This window comes from Streptomyces sp. NPDC026672, assembly GCF_040638185.1.
Taxonomy (GTDB): domain Bacteria; phylum Actinomycetota; class Actinomycetes; order Streptomycetales; family Streptomycetaceae; genus Streptomyces.
Genome location: NZ_JBEZXS010000002.1, coordinates 189,795 through 208,932 on the forward strand (window position 1 = coordinate 189,795; position 19,138 = coordinate 208,932).

Sequence of the window (19,138 nt, forward strand, 5' to 3'; positions counted from 1 at the left end):
ACGTCGTATCTCTGGAGGAACGTGTCCATGAGTGAACCGTCCGGGCCCGGTGGCCCGTTCACCCGGCGGAGCTTCCTCGCGGCCGGTGCCGCCGCCTCGGCCGCGATCGGCACCGCCGTCGGCGCCGCGCCCGCCGAGGCCGCCACAGCCGCCGAGGCCGCCGCCGTTCCCGTCCGGGCCGCCTCCTCCGCGGCCCGCGGCACCGCCGGGCGGACCGGTGTGGATCTGATCAACCCGCTGACCGGCGCGCTGACCACGTCCCCCGACACCGCGTGCGGCAAGACCTTCCCGGGCGCGGTGCTGCCCTTCGGGCTGGTGCAGTTGAGCCCGGACACGGTCAGCGGCGGCGACAACGGCAGCGGCTACTCGGCCGACATGACGACCCTGGAGGGCTTCAGCTTCCTGCACCTGAGCGGCATCGGCTGCTACGGCGACCTGGGCCAGGTGCAGGTCATGCCGCAGACCGGCGAGCTGGTGACCGGCCGGGACGCCGCCAAGAGCCCCTTCGACAAGGCCACGGAGATCGCCGAGGCGGGCTACTACGCCGTGGACCTGGAGCGCTACGGCGTGTGGGCCGAGCTGACCGCCGCCGAGCGGGCCGGCATGCTGCGCTTCACCTTCCACGAGGCGGGCACCGGCCGGATCAAGGTGGACCTCTCGCGCCGCATCGGCTTCGACGGCACCCACACGGTGACCCAGGACCTGCGGCTGGTCGACGAGCACACCGTGGAGGGCACGCTCACCAACGACCGCTCGGGCGGCGGCTGGATCTGCGGCAACGGCCCCGTCTACACGGTGTACTTCTCGATGCGCTTCCAGCTGCCGGTGCGCTTGTTCGGGACGTGGGACGGCGACACCGTCGACCGGCAGGCCCGGGAGCAGCACAGCACGGGCGACAGCGCGGGCTTCTTCGTGGAGTTCCCGGTGACGGCGGGCCAGGAGGTGCTGGTCAAGGCCGGGGTGTCGTTCACGGGTCTGGCCGGGGCGCGCGCCAACCTGGCGGCCGGACTGCCGGGTTGGGACTTCGACGCGGTGCGGGCCGGTGCGCGCCGGGCCTGGGAGCGGGCGACCGGCCGGGTGCGGGCCACGGGCGGCACCGCCGAGCAGCGGGAGATCTTCTCCTCGGCGCTCTACCACACCATGATCGACCCGCGGATCAGCGACGACACCGACGGCGCGGCGCGCTTCGGCAACGGCCCCGTCCGGCGCGACGGGTTCCGGCAGCGCACGGTCTTCAGCGGCTGGGACGTCTTCCGCGCGCAGTTCCCGCTGCTCACGATCATCGACGAGCAGGTGGTGTCCGACACGATCGGCTCGCTGCTGGCGCTGACCGCCTCGGGCCGGGTGAAGGGGCTGGCGCGCTGGGAGCTGCTGGGCACGGACACCGACACGATGGTCGGCGACCCTGCGGTCAACGTGATCGCGGAGGCGTACGTCAAGGGGGTGCGCGGCTTCGACGCGGACACCGCCTACCGCTACTGCCGTGACGTGGCGCTGGGTCCGGCCGAGCGGTCCAACCGCAACGACTTCGCGAACTGGACGGAGCTCGGCTGGTGCGTGGACACCAGTCTGTCCAAGACCCTGGAGAACAGCTACTCCGACTACGCGCTGGCCCGCTTCGCGCACGCCACCGGCCGGGACGCGGACGCCCGGACGCTGCTGCGGACCTCCCGCAACTACCGCAACGTCTTCAGCGCGGAGGCCGGCTGGTTCCGGGGGCGCAACGCCGACGGCAGCTGGATGGGCGACCAGGACGGCTGTGTCGAGTCCAACCCGGACCAGCAGGGCTGGTTCGTCCCGCACGACGTGCCGGGTCTGATCGAACTCGTCGGCGGGCGGGAGGCGTTCGTGGACCGTCTCAACACCATGTTCGAGCAGACGCCGCCGGACGCGATGATGCGCTGGAACGACAAGTACAACCACTCCAACGAGCCCGTGCACCACATGCCGTTCCTGTTCGTGTACGCGGGGGCGCCGTGGCTGACGCAGAAGTGGTCGCGGTACGTGTGCCGTTACGCCTACGCGACGGGCCCGGCGGGGCTCGCGGGCAACGACGACTGCGGGCAGATGTCCGCGTGGTACGTCCTCGCGGCGTCCGGGTTCTATCCGGTGGCGCCGGCGAGCGGTGTGTACGCCCTGGGCAGTCCGCTGTTCGACGAGGTCGTCTACACCACGAGCCGGGGCACCCGCTTCACGGTCGAGGCCCGCGACAACTCCGAGGCGAACTGCTACGTCCAGTCGGCGACGCTGAACGGCCGGCCGCTGCACCGGGCCTGGCTGCGGCACGAGGAGGTCGTCTCGGGCGGCCGTCTGGTGCTGGCGATGGGGCCCCGGCCGAACGAGGAGTGGGGCGCCGATCCCAGGTGGGCCCCTCCGACCGGCCTCTGACGCCCCCCTTTTTCCCTTTTATCCGCCTTCTCGCCTTTCTTCGCCCTCTCCCCCGCCCCACCCGCTTTGCCCGCTCCACCTGACCTCCCGTCCCCGGCCCGGCCCCGCACGCACGCCGGGCCGGGGGCGGGGGTTCAGATCGGGAAGCGGGCGTGGCCGCGGGTCTGTGCGGTGATCCACCGGGTGTCGGTGAACGCCTCGACGCCGGCCTCACCGCCGAAGCGTCCGTAGCCGGAGTTCTTCACGCCGCCGAAGGGTGCCTGGGGTTCGTCCGCGATGGACTGGTCGTTGACGTGCACGAGTCCGGTGCGCAGCCGCCCTGCGACGTCGAGGCCGACGGCCAGGTCCTCGGTGATGATCCCGGCGGTGAGCCCGTACGGGCTGTTGTTGGCCAGGTCCACCGCCTCGTCGACGCCGTCGACGACGTGCACGACCGTGGCCGGGCCGAAGATCTCCTCGCCGTACACACGCATGTCCTCGGTGACGTCGGTGAGGACCACCGGGCGGATCAGGGTGCCGGGGCCCTCGGGCCGGCCGCTGCCCGCGACCAGGGTGGCGCCCTTGGCGACGGCGTCCTCGATCAGCTCCGTGACGCGGCGCGCGGCACGGGAGTTGATGACGGGCCCGACGGCGGTGCCCGGGTCGGAGGGGTCGCCGCAGGACAGGGCGGCCACCCGCGCGGCGAGCTTCGTGGTGAACTCCCCGGCCACCGAGCGGTCCACGACGACCCGGTCGACGCACATGCAGATCTGGCCCGCGTTCATGAAGGACCCGAAGACGGCCGCGTCGACGGCGTAGTCCACGTCCGCGTCCGCCAGGACCAACAGGGCGTTCTTGCCGCCGAGTTCGAGGACGGCGGGCTTGAGGTGACGTGCGGCCAGGACGCCGATGGTCCGGCCCACCTCCGTGGAACCGGTGAAGTTGACCATGCGCACCCGGTCGTCGGAGACGAGCGCGTCGACCACCTCGGCGGCGTCGGCCCGGTCGTTGGTGACGACGTTCAGCACACCCGCCGGCAGTCCCGCCTCGTGCAGCACGTCGGAGATGAGCAGGCCGCAGGCGATCGGGGCGTCCTCGCTGGGCTTCATGACGACCGTGTTGCCGAGGGCGAGGGGCAGCGCCACGGCGCGCACGCCCAGGATGAGCGGGGCGTTCCAGGGCGAGATCGCGGCGACCACGCCCTTGGGGACGCGCACCTGGGTGGAGATCACCCCGTCGGCGTTGGTGGACAGCACCTGCCCGGTGGGCCTGCTGACGGCCGCGGCGGCCTCCAGCAGGATCTCGGTGGCGAGGTGGACGTTGAAGGCGGCCCAGGCCGCGGCGCCGCCCACCTCCTCGGCCATGAGCCGCACGACGTCGTCGGTGCGGCCGGCCAGGATCCGGGCCGCCTCCAGGAAGATCCCCCGGCGGACCGCGGGCCGGGTCGCGGACCAGGAGGGGAACGCGGCGTCGGCGGCGGCCACGGCACGGCGGACGTCCTCGGCGGTCCCGGCGGCGACCTCGGCGTGGACGCTTCCGTCCCAGGGGTTGGTGTCGGCGGTGGTGCGCGCGGAGGAGGCGGGGACCTCGGCTCCGTCGATGATCAGTCCTCGGGCGGTGGACACAGACTGCTCCAGCGTGATGGGCGGGTGGGGCCGTGCGGAACCGGACATGCCGTTTTTCGCTCAGTGAACTTTCGTTCGCCTGTCGTGATGTGTGAGTCTGGGCCGCGTGCCGGACGCTGTCAACAGTCGGTAGCGTTCACGACAGCGGAACGGGAACGGCAGAACAGGAGCGGCGCCGGCCATGGCAGCACGCGCAGCGGCCACGACGGAGGGCATGCCGACGGGGAGCGAGGGCGAGGCGGACGGCCCGCTGACCCGCGGCCTCGCCCTGCTGCACACCCTCGCCGAGGCGGACGGCCCGGTGCGCGCGGCGGACCTCGCGCACACCACCGGTCTCGCGCGCTCCGCCGTCGACCGGCTCACCGCGACCCTGGTCCACCTCGGACACCTGCGCCAGGAGGGCCGGGACCTGGAACCGGCGCCCCGGCTGATGGAGTTCGGCAACGCCTATCTGCGCGCCACAGGGCTGCCCACCGTGGCCCAGCCCCCGCTGGACCGCGTCGCCCGGGTCCTGGACGAGTCGGTGTCGCTGATCGTGGACGACGGCGGAGACATGCGCATCGTCGCCCGCGCCGTCCCGCCGGAGCGGGTGATCCCGCTGGGCTTCCGGGTCGGGGACCTGCTCCCCGCGGACCGCTGCGCCGCCGGCGCCGTGCTCGCCCGCGACTGGACCCCCGAGCGGTACGCAGCCTGGCGGGCACGCCGCGCCGCCGACCCGCTGGACACCGGCTACCCGGCCCTGCCGCCGCGCTCCGCGCCCGGCGAGGCGGCGGTGGACGAGGGGCGCTTCCGCGCCTGGGTCGCCGACGCGGCCGAGGCCGGCTGGGCCCTGGACGACCAGATCGCCGCGCCGGGACTGGTCGCGCTCTGTGTGCCCGTCGAGGGCGGGGAGGGCGGCCCCCGGTACGCCCTGAGCGTGCTCGCCCACACCAGCCGGCGCGACGCCGAGGGGCTGCGCGCCCACGCCACCGCCCATCTCACGGCGGCGGCACGCGAGGTGAGCGACGCCCTGGCCCGCACCCCGGACTCGGCCCCGGAGCCGTACCCGGCCCCGCTCCCCTACACCGACGCCAAGGCGGAACTCGGGCCGCTGTTCCTCCAGTCGCTGGCGCGCGGGCTCGCCGTGCTGACCGCGCTCGGCAGCCGGCGCGGCGGCCTCACCCTCAACGAGACGGCGCAGGCCGTCGGCCTCTCCTACCCCAGCACCCGCCGCGCGCTGCTCACCCTGCGCGCCCTCGGCTACGTCGACCAGCGCGGCCGGCACCATCTGCCCGCCGCGCGCACCCTGGGCCTCGGCCACGCCCGGCTGGCGGGCCTGCGCCTGTCCGACATCGTCCTGCCGCACCTCACCGAACTCGCCGCCCGCGCCGGGGAGTCAGCGTCGGTGGCCGTCCTCGACGGGCCCGAGGTGCGCTATCTCGCCCGCTCCGCCACCCGCCAGGTCACCGGCGTGCGCATCCGGCCGGGGACCAGGCTGCCCGCGTACGCCACGTCGATGGGCCGCGTCCTGCTCGCCGACCTGCCGCGCGCGGAGCGGGACCGGCTGCTGGCCGCCCTGCCGCCGCGCCCCCTGACCCCGTACACCCGCACCTCGCCCGTCGACCTCGCCGAGCTTCTGCGCCGGACGCGGGAGGACGGATACACCCTGGTGGAGCAGGAGTTGGAGACCGGGCTGCGCTCCATGGCGGCTCCGCTGCACGACCCGCGCGGCACGGTGGTCGCGGCCCTCAACCTCGCCCTGCACGCGGGCCCGGACACCCCCGACCGGTCCCGCGACCGGCTCCTCCCCCCGCTGCTGGCCACGGCCCGCGCGATCGAGACGGATCTGTCGGCGGTCTTCGCGTTCACTCCTGTGCCCCCCGAATGACGGGGACGTCGCGGTGGGTAACGGGCCGGCCCGTGGAGGCGTCCAGGACGACGCGCTCGCCCATCGGCCGCTCCAGCCGCACCGTCACCCGCTCGCCGCGCAGTTCGTCGGTGCAGGGACCGTCCTTGGTCCCGACGACGTACGCGGACAGCACAACAGCGGTGCCGGTCTCCCGTACGTCCACGGCGGGGCCGTCGTCGCAGGAGCCGTGCGTGGCCACCACGGTGAGGGAGCGGCCGTCGCCCGACACCTCGGTCAGTCCGTCGAGCGGGGCCAGGACGTCGGCGGGCAGCCCGCGCACGGGTCCGACCGGCGGGGCGGGGAGCCGCGACGGAGCGACCGCGGCGACCTTCAGCGGTGTGCCGTAGCCCTTCAGCGTGAACAGCCAGGCGGGGACGGTGGCCGGACCGCGGTTGGTGGCCCCGAGCGTCATCTCCCCCGGCCGGGCCCCGGTCACGGTCAGCCGCGGTCCCGGACTGTCGGCCCGGTCGAGGCCCCGCAGCGCCCGGTCCGCCCCCACCAGGGGCAGTGCGAGGGAGTCCCCGTTCCGCCACACCACCCGGCCGTCGCCCCGCGGGGTCCCGGGCAGCTCGCCTCCCAGCGCGAAGTTCCCCCTCCGGTAGGCGAGCCGGTCGTCCGCACCGTGGAGACCGCCCTCGGGCAACTGCACCGCCGCTTCCAGCGGTTGATAGCCCCTCCGCCACACCCGCACGGCCGCGGACCCCTCCCAGGCGTCGGCCACCTGACGGACGCGGTCCTCCCTCCGCGAGGCGGCTTCACCGACGGGACCGTGCGCGCCGCCGCTCCTCTCACCACCACAGCCGACGACGGCACCCGAACCCGCGACGAGCAGGCCGACGACGGCGAGGACACGGACGACACGAACGCGGTGGGCACACATGTTTTCCCCCGGGGACATGAGCACGGAACGAACCCTGCACGGCGAGACCCTCCGCCCCACCCCCACGGAGACGCACCACCACCCCGGAACGTTCGACCACTGTCCTCCGGAGCTCAGCTGCCGCGGCGTACGCGGGCCGCCTCGCGGGCCTGGGCGAGTGCACGGGCCTCGCTGGTCTTGCGGGACGGCCTGCCGCCGGAGCCGCTCTTCGTGTCCTTGGTGCTGCCCATGCCGCGGAACGGTGCGTTGTGGTTCTTGGGGCGTGGTGCGGCCGGTCCGCCGTCGAGGGGCTGTCCGGAGGGGGCCCTGGCGCCGGTGATCCGGCTCAGTTCCGCCTCGCCCGAGCGCACCTTGATGACCTGGGGGACGACACCGGCGTCCGCCATGACCTGGCTCGCCTCGCGGCGCTGCCCCGACAGGACGAGCGTCACGACGGTGCCGGAGCGGCCGGCCCTGGCCGTGCGGCCCGCGCGGTGCAGATAGTCCTTCGGGTCGGTGGCCGGGTCGACGTTGACCACGAGGTCGAGGTCGTCGACGTGCAGGCCGCGTGCGGCGACGTTCGTCGCCACCAGCGCGGTGACCTGCCCGTTCTTGAACTGGGCCAGGGTCCGGGTGCGCTGTGGCTGGGCCTTCCCGCTGTGCAGGGCCGCGGCGGCCACACCGCTGGCCCGCAGGTGCCGCGTGAGCTGGTCGACGCCGTGCTTGGTGTCCAGGAACAGCAGGACGCGGCCGTCCCGGGCGGCGATCTCCGTGGTCACGGCGTACCGGTCCGGGCCGTGCACGACGAGGACGTGGTGCTCGATCGCGGGGACCGCGCCGGACGAGGGGTCCACGGAGTGGACGGCGGGGTCGCGCAGATAGCGCCGCACCAGCTGGTCGACGTCGCGGTCGAGGGTGGCGGAGAACAGCATCCGCTGCCCGTCGGGACGCACCTGGTCCAGGGCCTCGGTGACCTGCGGCAGGAACCCCATGTCACACATCTGGTCGGCCTCGTCGAGGACCGTGACGCGCACCCGTCCCAGTCGGCAGGCCCTGCGCTCAACAAGGTCGTGCAGCCGCCCCGGCGTGGCGACGACGATCTCCGCGCCGTCCCGCAGCGCGGCGGCCTGCCGTCCGATCGACACCCCGCCGACCACGGTCGCGAGCCGCAGCCGCAGCGCCTCGGCGTACGGGGTGAGCGCCTCTCCGACCTGCTGCGCCAGCTCCCTGGTGGGCACCAGGACGAGCGCCAGCGGCTCCTTGGGCTGCGCGCGCCGCCCGGCCGTCCGGGCGAGCATGCCGAGGCCGAAGGCGAGCGTCTTGCCGGATCCGGTGCGGCCCCGGCCCAGGACGTCCCGTCCCGCGAGCGCGTGGGGCAGTGCCGCCGCCTGGATGGGGAAGGGTACGGTCACGTCGTGCTCGTCGAGCGTCCGCAGGATCTCGGCCGGCAGCCCCAGCTCCGCGAAGGACGCCGCCGGGGGCGGAGCCGCGCTGGCGTCCTTCGCCTCGCTCGCCCCGCCCTGCTGCCGGGCACCGGCACGTGCTGATTCGTTCGCAGAAGGCCTTCCTCCGTAGGAACCGAACCGAGGAAGGCGCGGCGGGGACACGACCACCGGCCAGGAACCGCGAACCGGGCACCGGCACAGCGACGCTGCAAACGCCCGACGCTAGCACTTCACCCCACAACTGGGCGAATCCCGCCATCACACCCGCTGCCACGCCCTCCGTACGCGGCCGATGGGGGGCCGTTCCGGTGGAACGCGCGGCGGGCGTGGGAGAGGTGGACGGCTAGGGGTGGCTCGGGTGCAGCGAGGGGGACAGCGGGGCCAGTGACTCACACAGCGAGGACGGGAAGGCGGGCTCCTTGCGCTGCACGTCCCGGCAGCCTCCGGCCGAGGTCCGGATCACCGGCTCCCAGCCGGTTTTCCTGGCCCGGAAGAACCAGCGGTCGCCCAGCCGGGAAGAGCAGGCAGGCCCCGTCGAGTCGCTGCAGACCGGTCCCGTGCGCCAGGAGAAGTCCAGCACCAGCCACTTCCCGTCGCACCTCTCCGAGTTCCGGTAGGTGTGCTCGGGCGCGCCGACCGACATCAACGCCTGATCGTAGGAGGCGGCGGTGCAGCCGGTGGCCGGCGGTGTGCAGCCCAGTTCTCCGCACAGCCGCAGCGCAGGCGGTTCGGCACCCTCGGCGGTGAAGCGTGTGTAGTTGTCGACCACCACATCCCGGTCGCCCAGCGGGTCGGGCAACCTGACCTCTGCCGTGGCCGTGCTCTCCTCGGTGCATCCGGAAGCCCTGTCCGCGGACGGCGAGGTGAAGGTGACCTGTACCCACACGAGGTCCGTCGTCGAATCGGTGACCACCGCCCTGAGCTTGCGCACGCACGCGTGAGCGCCACTGGGCACCTGCGTGTCGAGGAGCAGCGTGCGCCGGTCCCCGCCGACCCGTACTCCGGTGACCGCGGAAGGCTGCATCGTGGTCCACGGGATCGGCTCGCCTGCCGCCGGCGAGGATGCCCCGTCGCCTCCCTGCCCGGCCACCCGAGTCCCGCACGCACCGAGCAACAGCACAGCAACGGCCCACAACAGAACAGCTGCTCGACGCGTCCCACCCGATAGTCGCAAGAGCGGTCAATCCCCCCGGCACGCACCGACGTTCCCCAGCCCAATATAGGACGGTGCCCTGGAAGACTCCCCAGCCGGGCGACCCACCAGCTCGACTCAGCCACAGGCCCTGTCGTGTCGTGAAGGAACGGGCCAGGGGCTGAACAGCGCCCTCACCCCACGGACATGTGCCCCGCAGATCACCACGCTCGCCGAACCCGTGCCGTGACCAGCAAACAGCGGGTCATCGAGAGGTGGCGGTGGGAGGGAGGGCTACGACGGATTCGCTTTCGCAGAGGAGCGCCCGCCCTCGACAGGCAGTTTTCCCGGTCTCTTCCGTCAGGTGAAAGCCTTGTTGCGGCTCCCCGACGCGCTTCCCGACGATGTCGCCACCACCCAACGACGGGAGCCGCAGCCATGTCGCACATCGCCGCCTTCGCCAGGAATCAGTGGTACGTCGCCGCCTACGGGAGCGAGGTGGGACGGGAGGAACTGCTCGGGCGGACGGTCCTCGGGGAGCCGCTCGTGTTCTACCGGGCCGAGGACGGGACGCCCGTCGCGCTCGACGACCGCTGTGTGCACCGGCGTTACCCGCTGTCCGCGAGCCGGCTCGACGGGGACCGCATCGTGTGCGGGTACCACGGGTTCACGTACGACACGACGGGCACCTGCGTGTACGTGCCGGGCCAGAAGCGCGTCCCGCGCACCGCCCGGGTCGCCTCCCACCCGGTCGCCGAGGTGGACTCCCTGGTGTGGGTGTGGATCGGCGACCCCGCGCTCGCCGACCCGGACACGATCCCCCGCGCCCCGCACCTCGGCTCCCCCGGCTGGGTCACCGTGCGCGGCATGGAGCCGATCGACGCCGACCACGGGCTGCTGGTCGACAACCTCCTCGACCTGTCCCACGAGACGTATCTGCACGGCGGTTACATCGGCACCCCCGAGGTCGCCGAGACGCCGATCACCACCGAGGTCGACGAGGGCGCGGGGATCGTCCGGGTCAGCAGGCACATGGAGGACGCGGCCTGTCCGCCGTTCTACGCCCGGTCCACCGGGATCGAGGGCCGCATCGACCGGTGGCAGGACATCGAGTACCACGCGCCGTGCCTGTACCTGCTGCACAGCCGGATCGCGCCGACCGGCGTACGGCCCGAGGCCGACGGCAGCGACCCCGGCGGCTTCCACACCGAGATCACGTACGCCATCACCCCGTCGTCCGAGGGCAAGGTGTACGACTTCTGGGCCGTCTCGCGGGACTGGGCGACGGCCGACACCGAGGTCACCGACTTCCTGCGGTCCAACAACCACACCGTCGTCATGCAGGACGTGGACGCGCTCAACCTGCTCCAGCGCACGCTCGGCACCGAGCGCGCCGGCTACCAGGAGCTGAGCATCAACATCGACACCGGCGGCCTGGCCGCGCGCCGCATCCTGACCCGGCTCGTCGAGGAGGGCGCCAAGCCGGTGGAGGGCGTGGAGGACGTGGAGGGCGTGGAGAACACGGCGGGCGCCCGGTGACCGCTCCGCCGCGCGAGGTCTACCGCGTCGACTGGGTCCCGGGCACCGATCTGCTGCACGGCACCTGCCACTGCGGCGCCGAGCACACCGCCCAGGACCCGGTCGTGATGTGGGAGTGGATGCTCGCCCACCCCGAGGGCCACGAGCCGCCGGAGGACGCCTCATGAGCGGGTACGAGAGTGAACTCGTCGTGGCGCGGCGGGAGGTGGCGGCCGACGGCGTCCTCGCCCTCACCCTGCGCCGTCCGCACGGCGGGCCGCTCCCCGCGTGGGAGCCGGGCGCGCACGTCGACGTGGTGCTCGGGCCGGGACTGGAGCGGCAGTACTCGCTGTGCGGCGACCCGGCGGACCGTACGGCGTGGCGGATCGCGGTGCTGCGGGAGCCGGACGGGCGGGGCGGTTCGGCCCTGGTCCACGACCGGCTGGCGGAGGGCGACACCGTGCGGGTGCGCGGGCCCCGCAACCACTTCGCCCTGCGGCCCGCGCCCCGATACCGGTTCGTCGCGGGCGGCATCGGCATCACCCCGATCCTGCCCATGGTCGCGGCGGCCGAGGCCGCGGGCGCCGAGTGGACGCTGCTCTACGGCGGTCGCACCCGCGCGTCCATGGCGTTCCGCGGCGAACTGGCGGCGTACGGCGGCCGGGTGACCGTCGCTCCGCAGGACGAGTGCGGGCTGCTGGACCTCGGCCCGGTGCTCGACCCGCTGCCGGAGGACACCCTCGTCTACTGCTGCGGTCCCGGTCCGCTGCTGGACGCGGTCGAGGAGCGCTGTCCGCCGGACGCGCTGCGCGTCGAGCGGTTCCGGCCGAAGGACCCGAAGGACCCGGAGGACCCGAAGAACCCGGAGGACCGGCCGGCGGGCGGGGACGGCGCGTTCGAGGTGACGCTCGCCCGCAGCGGCCGGACGCTGACCGTGCCGCGGGGCGTCTCGGTGCTGGACACCGTGCTCGCTTCGGGCACGGAGGTCCTGTACTCCTGCACCGAGGGGACCTGCGGCACCTGCGAGACCGACGTGCTGGAGGGTGTTCCCGACCACCGGGACTCGGTGCTCACGGACGCGGAGCGCGCGGCCGGCGACACCATGCTGATCTGTGTGTCCCGCTGCCTCGGCGACCGGCTGGTCCTCGACCTGTGACGGTCCCGGCCGCTCCCCCACCGGTGTGCGGGAGCGGCCGGGGACACGGGATCAGTTCAGATACGCCTCCACCTCGCTGAACTGGCCCGCCGGCCAGCCCGTGTTGCCGGTGACGGTCAGCCGCAGGTGGCGCAGGTTCGTGCCGCCGGGCAGGGACACGGTCGCGGTGTTGCCGCTCGCCGGGTCGAAGCGGTAGCCCTGCGGGCCGGCGACGGTCGAGTAGGACGAGCCGTCGGTGCTGCCCTGCACGGTGACGGTCTGGGTGCGGGCGCCCCACGCGGCGGACGGCGGCAGCTTCAGCACCACCCGGCGCACGGCCTGCGCGGAGCCGAGGTCGACGGTGAGGGACTGCGGGAAGGCGTTGTTGGCGGACTCCCAGTAGGTGTTCGCGTCGCCGTCGACCGCCCTGCCCGGGGTGTAGACGTCCTGGGAGCCGGTGGCCGTGGCCGGGCGGCCCTTGGCGAGGTTGCGCGACGGGTCCGGGTCGGGGTTGCCCGCGCCGGGCTGCGGCCAGCTGTTGCAGTCCGACCAGGTGCTGCTCCAGCCCGAGTTGCCGCCGCCGTCGGTCAGGGCGAAGGTGCCGGAGTTCGCCGGGAAGGGGCAGTTGTAGACGCCGGCGGCGCCGACCCCGGAGGCGGTGACGTTGCGGAAGGTCGCGGCGCCCTGGGCCTCGGCCTGCACGACGACGGTACCGGTGTTGCGCACGGTCGCGCCGGTGACGTTGACGCCCCGGACGGGGTGGCCCTGGCCGCCGCCGGAGACGAACTCGAAGGCGCTGTAGGGGCTGTCGGTGATCGTGGTGTTGGTGATGTTGACGGTGGCGTTGACGGCGCTGTCGTAGGAGTCGACGCGCAACGCGCCCATCGGGTGGTTCCAGTTGGGGTTCATGGCACCGGTGCGCACGAGGGTGTTGCCGTCGACGGTGATGGTGCCGGCGAGCGGGCTGAAGGGGTCGAGGAACTTCTGGTTGGAGACGGCGATGCCGCTGCCGAGGGCGTTGGTGTCGGAGATCAGGTTGCCCCGCACGGTGATGTCCGTGCCGCCGTAGACGGCGATGCCGTTGGCGAGGTTGGGCTGCGAGATGGTGTTGTTCTCGAACCTGCTGCCGACGTCGGGGCCATTGAGTGACCACATGGCGAGGGAGTCGTCGCCCTGGTTGCGCAGGAAGTTGTTGCGGACGATCACGCCGCGGGCGTTGCCGTTGAGGTTGAGGCCGTCGGCGGTGGTGTCGAGGATGCGGTTGTTCTCGACGACGAGGTTGTCGTTGTTGCCGGTCAGCCAGAGACCGACCTTGAGGTGCTGGATCCACATGCCGGAGACCGAACTGCCGGGTCCGAGTGAGCCGTTGACGAAGTTGTCGGGGTTGGAGTCGACGCGTTCGGTGACCTCGCCGACGACCGCGAAGTCCCTGATGCGGACGTTGCCCGCGGAGCTGCCCTGGTCGATGAAGCGGGAGGTGTGCACGACCGAGTACCAGCTGCCCGCGCCCTGGAGGGTGACGTTCTGCACGTTGTTCAGGGACGAGGTGACGCGGTAGTCGCCCGGCGGGATCCACACGGTGCCGCCCTGCGCGGCGGCGATGGCGTCGCGGAACGCCTGGGTGGAGTCGCCCTGTCCGGTGGGGTCGGCGCCCCGGGAGGTGACGGACACGGACCCGGCGGGCTGGCCGGCCGCCGCGGCGACCTGCTCGAAGTCGGCGACGTCGACGGTGACCTGGGTACCGGTGGACTCGAACGCGATCCGGTCGCCCGCCTGGACGTTCTGGCCGAGCAGCAGGCGCGCGTTGTCGTAGAAGTGGTGGGTGCGCGACCCGGTGATCCAGCCGGTGTCGACGTGGGAGTACTTGGAGGTGACGGTGAGCGTCCGGGCGATCCTGGTGCCGTTGACGTACACGTTGAGGGTGCCGGACTGGCCGTCGGGGACGCTGTAGGCGACGTTGACGGCGTTGGCGGCGCGGGGCGCGGTGAACTCGACGCGCTGGCCGGAGGTGAGGCGCACGGCCTGGCGTCCGGACGCCTCCGAGGCGAGGCTGCCCTGGGTGTAGTCCGGGCCGATGCGGGTGCCGTTGGTGGTGGCCGACTCGGCCTCGACGGAGGTGAAGGGCAGGGTGGCCCCGGCCGCGTGGGCGGCGGTCGGGGCGAGGGTGACGAGCATGCCGGCGGCGAGGGCCACGGCCGTCGCGACGGCCGGCATGCGCCTGAGGTGGCTGCGGGTGCTGCTGGGCATGTGCTGATCCCTTCGTGGTGGGGGTACGGGGATAGCAGGTGGGGGGTGGTGCGGTGCGCCGGGAGCGGGCGGCGGCTCAGGCCCGCACCCAGGCCGCCGTGTCCTTCGGCAGCCGGCCCCGGTCGTCCAACGGGCCGCTGGTGAACAGGGACCGGGTGTGCGGGGGGAGCTCTACGGGGGTGTCGGCGAGGTTGACGACGCAGGTCGTGCCGGCGCGGGTGAAGGCGAGGACGCCCTCGGGGGCGGGCAGCCAGGTGAGCGGGCCGTCGCCGAAGTCCGCGCGCCGCCGGATCGCCTCGCGGTAGAGGGCGAGCATCGAGCCGGGGTCCCGGTCCTGGAGGTCGGCGGCGTGGGCGGACCAGTCGGCGGGCTGCGGCAGCCAGGGCTCCTCGCGGGAGCCGAACCCGGCGTACGGCGCCCCGGCCGTCCAGGGCAGCGGGACCCGGCAGCCGTCCCGTCCGGGGTCGGTGCCGCCGGAGCGGAGGTACATGGGGTCCTGGATGCGGTCGGCGGGGACGTCGGCCTCGGGCAGGCCCAGTTCCTCGCCCTGGTAGACGTAGACGGCGCCGGGCAGGGCCAGGGACAGCAGGGCGGCGGCGCGGGCCCGGCGGGTGCCGAGGGCGAGGTCGGTGGGGGTGCCGAACGCCTTGGTGGCGAAGGCGAAGCCGGTGTCCTCGCGGCCGTACCGGGTGACCGTACGGGTCACGTCGTGGTTGCACAGCACCCAGGTGGCGGGGGCGCCGACGGGCGCGTGTTCGGCGAGGGTGGTGTCGATCGACGTGCGCAGCCGGTCCGCGTCCCAGGGGCAGGACAGGAAGGAGAAGTTGAAGGCGGTGTGCAGTTCGTCGGGGCGCAGGTAGCGGGCGAAGCGCTCGGCGTCGGGCAGCCACACCTCGCCGACGAACACCCCGCCGTACTCGTCGGCCACCGCCCGCCAGGAGCGGTAGACGTCGTGGAGTTCGTCGCGGTCGACGAAGGGGTTGGGGTCGACGCCCTCGACGAAGTCCGGCAGTTCGGGGTCCTTGGCGAGCAGCGCGGCCGAGTCGATGCGCACGCCCGCGACGCCGCGCTCGAACCAGAAGCGCAGGATGTCCTCGTGCTCCTGGCGGACGGCCGGGTGGTCCCAGTTGAGGTCGGGCTGCTCGGGCGTGAACAGGTGGAGGTACCAGTCGCCGTCCGGGAGCCGGGTCCACACGGGTTCGGTGGAGCCGGCGAACTGGGACGGCCAGTCGTTGGGCGGGAGTTCGCCGTGCTCCCCGCGTCCGGGCCGGAAGTGGAACAGGTCGCGCTCGGGGCTGCCGGGGCCCGCGGCCAGCGCCGCCCGGAACCAGGGGTGCTGGTCGGAGACGTGGTTGGGCACGATGTCGACGATGGTGCGGATGCCCAGTTCCCGCGCCTCGGAGATCAGTTTCTCCGCCTCGGCGAGGGTTCCGAAGGCCGGGTCGATCGCCCGGTAGTCGGCGACGTCGTAGCCGCCGTCCTTCATCGGCGACAGGTACCAGGGGTTGAACCAGAGGGCGTCGACGCCCAGTTCGGCGAGGTACGGCAGCCGGGACCGCACGCCCGCGAGGTCGCCGGTGCCGTCCGCGTCGCCGTCCGCGAAGCTGCGCACGTACACCTGGTAGATGACGGCGGAGCGCCACCAGTCGTGGGGGTTTTCGGCAGGGGTGGGCTGTCCCACTGTGCGTGCCTTTCTGTCGAGGGGCCGTGTCAGCCCTTGGTGCTGCCCGCGGTGATTCCGGCGATGATGTGCCGCTGGAAGACGAGGAACAGCGCGACCATCGGAATGCTGGCGATCACCATGGCGGCGATGAGCACGGTGAGCTGGATGTTCTGCGACAGCTGGACCAGGGCCACGCTGATCGGCTGTCTGTCGGTGTCGGAGAAGACCATCAGCGGCCACAGGAAGTCCTGCCACACGGCGACCAGGGCGAAGATCGACACCACGCCGAGGACCGGCCGGGACATGGGCAGCACGATCGACCACAGGACGCGCAGCTTGCCGGCGCCGTCGATCTCGGCGGCCTCCAGCACGTCGCGCGGCAGTTGGTCGAAGAACCGTTTGAGGAGGTAGAGGTTGAAGGCGTTGGCGACGGCCGGGAGCCAGATGGCGAGGGGGTCGTTGAGCAGGCTGGTGTGGATCAGCGGCAGGTCGGCGACGGTCAGGTACTTGGGGACGACGAGGGCCTGGGCCGGGACCATGAGGGTGGCGAGGATGCCGCCGAGGATCACCTTGCCGAAGGCGGGCCTGAGCCTGGACAGGGCGTAGGCGGCGGCCGTGCAGAACACCAGCTGGAACACCCAGGCGCCGGCGGCCTGGACGACGGTGTTCCACAGGTGCTGCGGGAGCTGCATCAGGTCCCAGGCGTCGGTGTAGCCGCCGAGGTGCCACTTCTCCGGGACGAAGGTGGGCGGGGTCCGCGCCACCTCGTCCGGCGACTTCATCGCGCCGGTGACCATCCAGTAGACGGGGAAGAGGAAGGCGAGCGTGAACAGCAGTACGACGGCGGTGAAGACGGTCCAGTAGACCGCTCTGCCGCGCGGGCGGGCCAGGGTGGCGGGCGAGACGAGGGTGCGGGTGCTCATGCGTCCCCCTCGGAGCGGGTGAGCCGCAGGTAGAGGGCGGAGAAGACGCCGAGCAGGAGGAGCAGCAGAACGCTGAGGGCGCAGGCGCCGCCGAAGTCGTTGTAGAGGAAGGCGTACTTGTAGATGAGGTAGAGGACGGTGACCGTCGCGTTCTCGGGGCCGCCGCCGGTGATGACGAACGGCTCGGTGAACACCTGCATGGTGGCGATGATCTGGAGGAGCATCAGCATGAGGATGACGAACCGGGTCTGCGGGACCGTCACGTGCCGGATGCGCTGGAGCAGGTTCGCGCCGTCGAGTTCGGCGGCCTCGTAGAGCTCGCCGGGGATGGACTGGAGGGCGGCCAGGTAGATCAGGACGGTGCCGCCCATGTTGGCCCAGGTGGCGACGATCACCAGGGAGACCATGGCGGTGTCGGCGCCGTTGGACCAGTTCGAGGTGGGCAGGTGCAGGAAGCGCAGCGCCTCGTTGGCGAGTCCGGCCCCGGGGTCGTAGAACCACTTCCACAGCAGGGCGCTGACCACCGGCGGGATCATCACCGGCAGGTAGACGACGACCCGGAAGAACGCCTTGGCGTGCCGCAGTTCGTTGAGGACCAGGGCGAGCACGAAGGGGACGGCGAAGCCGATGAGCAGGGCGAGCAGGGTGAAGGTGAGGGTGTTGCGCCAGGCGGCGCCGAACTCGGGGTCGTGCCAGACGCGGGTGAAGTTGGCGGTGCCGACCCACTCGGGCGGGGAGCCGGGCGTGTACTTCTGGAAGGCGATGACGACCGCGCGGATCGCCGGGTACCAGGAGAACAGCGCGAAGCAGAGCAGTCCGCCGAGCAGGAAGCCGTAGGCCTGGACCTGGTCGAGCAGGCGACGCCGCCCCCGTCCCCCGTGCGGGAGCGGCGCCTGGACCGGGCGTACGGCGATCGCCTCGGCGGGCCGTGCGGCCGTCTTGGTCATCGCCGTCAGCTCCGGGCCAGAATGCTGTCGATCTTGCCGGAGGCCTCCTTGAGGAGCTGGTCGATGTTCGCGTCCTTCTTGGTGAGGACGGCGGAGACCGTGCCGTCGAGGACCGAGTAGATCTGCTGGGCGTTCGGCGGCTCGATCTTCATCTCCAGCTGCTGGTTGCCGTCGAGGAACGCCTGGTAGTTGTCCACCGGCACATTGGCGTTGGCCTTCTTGATCTCCTGGTCCTTGGCGTCGGCGGCGCCGGTGAACAGGCGCGGCTCGGGCAGGCCGACCGGGGCGTCCTGCTGCTTGGCGCGGGCGTAGTCGCCGAGGAAGCCCTTGCCGGGGGTGAGGAACATGTGGTCGAGCCACTTGAGGCCGGCGCGGATCTGGGCGGGCGTGGCCTTCTTGTTGAACATGTAGCCGTCGCCGCCGATGAGCGTGCCCTTGCCGCCGGGCATGGGGGCGAGAGCGATGTCCTTGTAGTCGCCGCCCTTCTCCTTGACCAGGATCGGGATGTTGTCGGGGGCGGCGAGGTACATGCCGAGCTTGCCCGAACCCATCATCTGCTGCGCGTCGTTGATGACGAGGAGCTGCTTGCTGCCCATGGAGTTGTCGGTCCACCGCATGTCGTGCAGGTTCTGCAGGACGGCGCGCCCCTCGGGGGTGTTGATGGTGGCCTTCTTGCCGTCGGCGTCGACGACGTCGCCGCCCTGCGAGTACAGCTCGGCGGTGAAGTGCCAGCCGCCCTGGTTCTGGGCGCTGTAGTCGGCGTAGCCGACGGTGCCGCCGCCGAGCGCGGCGATCTTCTTGGCGTCGGCGCGGACCTCCTCCCAGGTGGCCGGCGGCTTCTCGGGGTCGAGGCCGGCGCGCTGGAAGAGCTGCTTGTTGTAGATCAGGCCCATGGAGTAGCCGGTGCGCGGGATGCCGTAGACCTTGCCGTCGACGGTGTAGATGTCGCGCAACTGCTGCTGGATGGTGTCGTAGCTCTTCAGTTCCTTGACGTACGGGGTGAGGTCGGCGGCCTGGTTGATGTCGACGACGTGCCGGGCGTCGGTGAAGTACGTGTAGAAGACGTCCTCCATCTGGCCGCCGGCGAGCTTGGCGTCGAACGTCTTCGGGTCCTGGCAGGGGAACGCGTCGTGGGCGACGACGTCGATGTCCGGGTTCTGCTTCTCGAAGGAGGCGATGTCCTCCTCGAAGAACTTCCGGTCGACCTTGGCGCTCTTGGGCGGCTCGCAGTTGACGGTGATGCGGGTCTTGCCGCCGGACGACTCGTCGCCCGACCCGCAGGCGGAGACGGCCAGGGCCAGGGAACAGACGCTGAGCGCGGCGAAGGTGCGGCGGAACCCGGTGCTTCTCATCGGTGGACCCCTCTGGGCAGGAGCGGTGGGCGCCGCA

At 72.4% G+C, this 19,138-nt stretch carries 14 protein-coding genes; 5 read left to right on the top strand and 9 right to left on the bottom strand.

What is annotated here, in order from left to right; genetic code table 11:
- The first annotated feature begins 27 nt into the window (after positions 1-27).
- The gene (locus tag AB0F77_RS02535; RefSeq protein ID WP_361940135.1) at positions 28-2,388 is read left to right on the top strand and encodes a GH92 family glycosyl hydrolase; all 2,361 of its coding nucleotides are present in this window, start codon (positions 28-30) and stop codon (positions 2,386-2,388) included.
- Between the two features lie 134 nt (positions 2,389-2,522).
- Here the strand turns inward: AB0F77_RS02535 and AB0F77_RS02540 are convergent, their stop codons facing one another.
- The gene (locus tag AB0F77_RS02540) at positions 2,523-3,992 is read right to left on the bottom strand and encodes an aldehyde dehydrogenase family protein (RefSeq protein WP_361940138.1); all 1,470 of its coding nucleotides are present in this window, start codon (positions 3,990-3,992) and stop codon (positions 2,523-2,525) included.
- 181 nt (positions 3,993-4,173) lie between these two features.
- Between AB0F77_RS02540 and AB0F77_RS02545 the strand changes: the two genes are divergently transcribed.
- Positions 4,174-5,859: an IclR family transcriptional regulator C-terminal domain-containing protein gene (locus AB0F77_RS02545; protein ID WP_361940141.1), complete on the top strand. Its 1,686-nt coding sequence runs from the start codon at positions 4,174-4,176 to the stop codon at positions 5,857-5,859.
- On the opposite strand, the gene AB0F77_RS02550 is transcribed toward AB0F77_RS02545, so the two are convergent.
- From AB0F77_RS02550 to AB0F77_RS02560, 3 genes are all read right to left on the bottom strand, one after another.
- Positions 5,837-6,760, bottom strand: a complete 924-nt coding sequence (locus AB0F77_RS02550; protein WP_361940144.1) for a hypothetical protein — start codon at positions 6,758-6,760, stop codon at positions 5,837-5,839. The two genes, AB0F77_RS02545 and AB0F77_RS02550, sit on opposite strands and share 23 nt — an antisense overlap.
- Positions 6,761-6,873: 113 nt before the next feature.
- Positions 6,874-8,196: a DEAD/DEAH box helicase gene (locus AB0F77_RS02555; RefSeq protein ID WP_361940573.1), complete on the bottom strand. Its 1,323-nt coding sequence runs from the start codon at positions 8,194-8,196 to the stop codon at positions 6,874-6,876.
- A gap of 331 nt (positions 8,197-8,527) precedes the next feature.
- Positions 8,528-9,208: a hypothetical protein gene (locus AB0F77_RS02560; protein ID WP_361940147.1), complete on the bottom strand. Its 681-nt coding sequence runs from the start codon at positions 9,206-9,208 to the stop codon at positions 8,528-8,530.
- Positions 9,209-9,754: 546 nt separating this feature from the next.
- Between AB0F77_RS02560 and AB0F77_RS02565 the strand changes: the two genes are divergently transcribed.
- The 3 genes from AB0F77_RS02565 to AB0F77_RS02575 are packed head-to-tail and all read left to right on the top strand — an operon-like array spanning position 9,755 to position 11,990.
- A complete protein-coding gene (locus AB0F77_RS02565; protein WP_361940150.1) occupies positions 9,755-10,855 on the top strand; it encodes an aromatic ring-hydroxylating dioxygenase subunit alpha in 1,101 nt (366 codons plus the stop codon).
- On the top strand, positions 10,852-11,022 hold the full coding sequence (locus AB0F77_RS02570) for a hypothetical protein (RefSeq protein WP_361940153.1): 171 nt from the start codon (positions 10,852-10,854) through the stop codon (positions 11,020-11,022). The genes AB0F77_RS02565 and AB0F77_RS02570 overlap by 4 nt, the downstream gene beginning before the upstream one ends.
- On the top strand, positions 11,019-11,990 hold the full coding sequence (locus AB0F77_RS02575) for a PDR/VanB family oxidoreductase (RefSeq protein ID WP_361940156.1): 972 nt from the start codon (positions 11,019-11,021) through the stop codon (positions 11,988-11,990). Before AB0F77_RS02570 ends, AB0F77_RS02575 begins: the two co-directional genes overlap by 4 nt.
- A 51-nt stretch (positions 11,991-12,041) precedes the next feature.
- On the opposite strand, the gene AB0F77_RS02580 is transcribed toward AB0F77_RS02575, so the two are convergent.
- From AB0F77_RS02580 to AB0F77_RS02600, 5 genes are all read right to left on the bottom strand, one after another.
- Complete coding sequence (locus AB0F77_RS02580) at positions 12,042-14,216, bottom strand: discoidin domain-containing protein (protein ID WP_361940159.1); 2,175 nt, start codon at positions 14,214-14,216, stop codon at positions 12,042-12,044.
- Positions 14,217-14,292: 76 nt separating this feature from the next.
- On the bottom strand, positions 14,293-15,897 hold the full coding sequence (locus AB0F77_RS02585) for an alpha-amylase family glycosyl hydrolase (protein ID WP_361940162.1): 1,605 nt from the start codon (positions 15,895-15,897) through the stop codon (positions 14,293-14,295).
- 29 nt (positions 15,898-15,926) lie between these two features.
- A complete protein-coding gene (locus tag AB0F77_RS02590; RefSeq protein ID WP_361940165.1) occupies positions 15,927-16,802 on the bottom strand; it encodes a carbohydrate ABC transporter permease in 876 nt (291 codons plus the stop codon).
- Complete coding sequence (locus AB0F77_RS02595; RefSeq protein WP_361940168.1) at positions 16,799-17,749, bottom strand: sugar ABC transporter permease; 951 nt, start codon at positions 17,747-17,749, stop codon at positions 16,799-16,801. Before AB0F77_RS02595 ends, AB0F77_RS02590 begins: the two co-directional genes overlap by 4 nt.
- Before the next feature lie 5 nt (positions 17,750-17,754).
- A complete protein-coding gene (locus AB0F77_RS02600; protein WP_361940171.1) occupies positions 17,755-19,101 on the bottom strand; it encodes a sugar ABC transporter substrate-binding protein in 1,347 nt (448 codons plus the stop codon).
- Positions 19,102-19,138 lie beyond the last annotated feature (37 nt).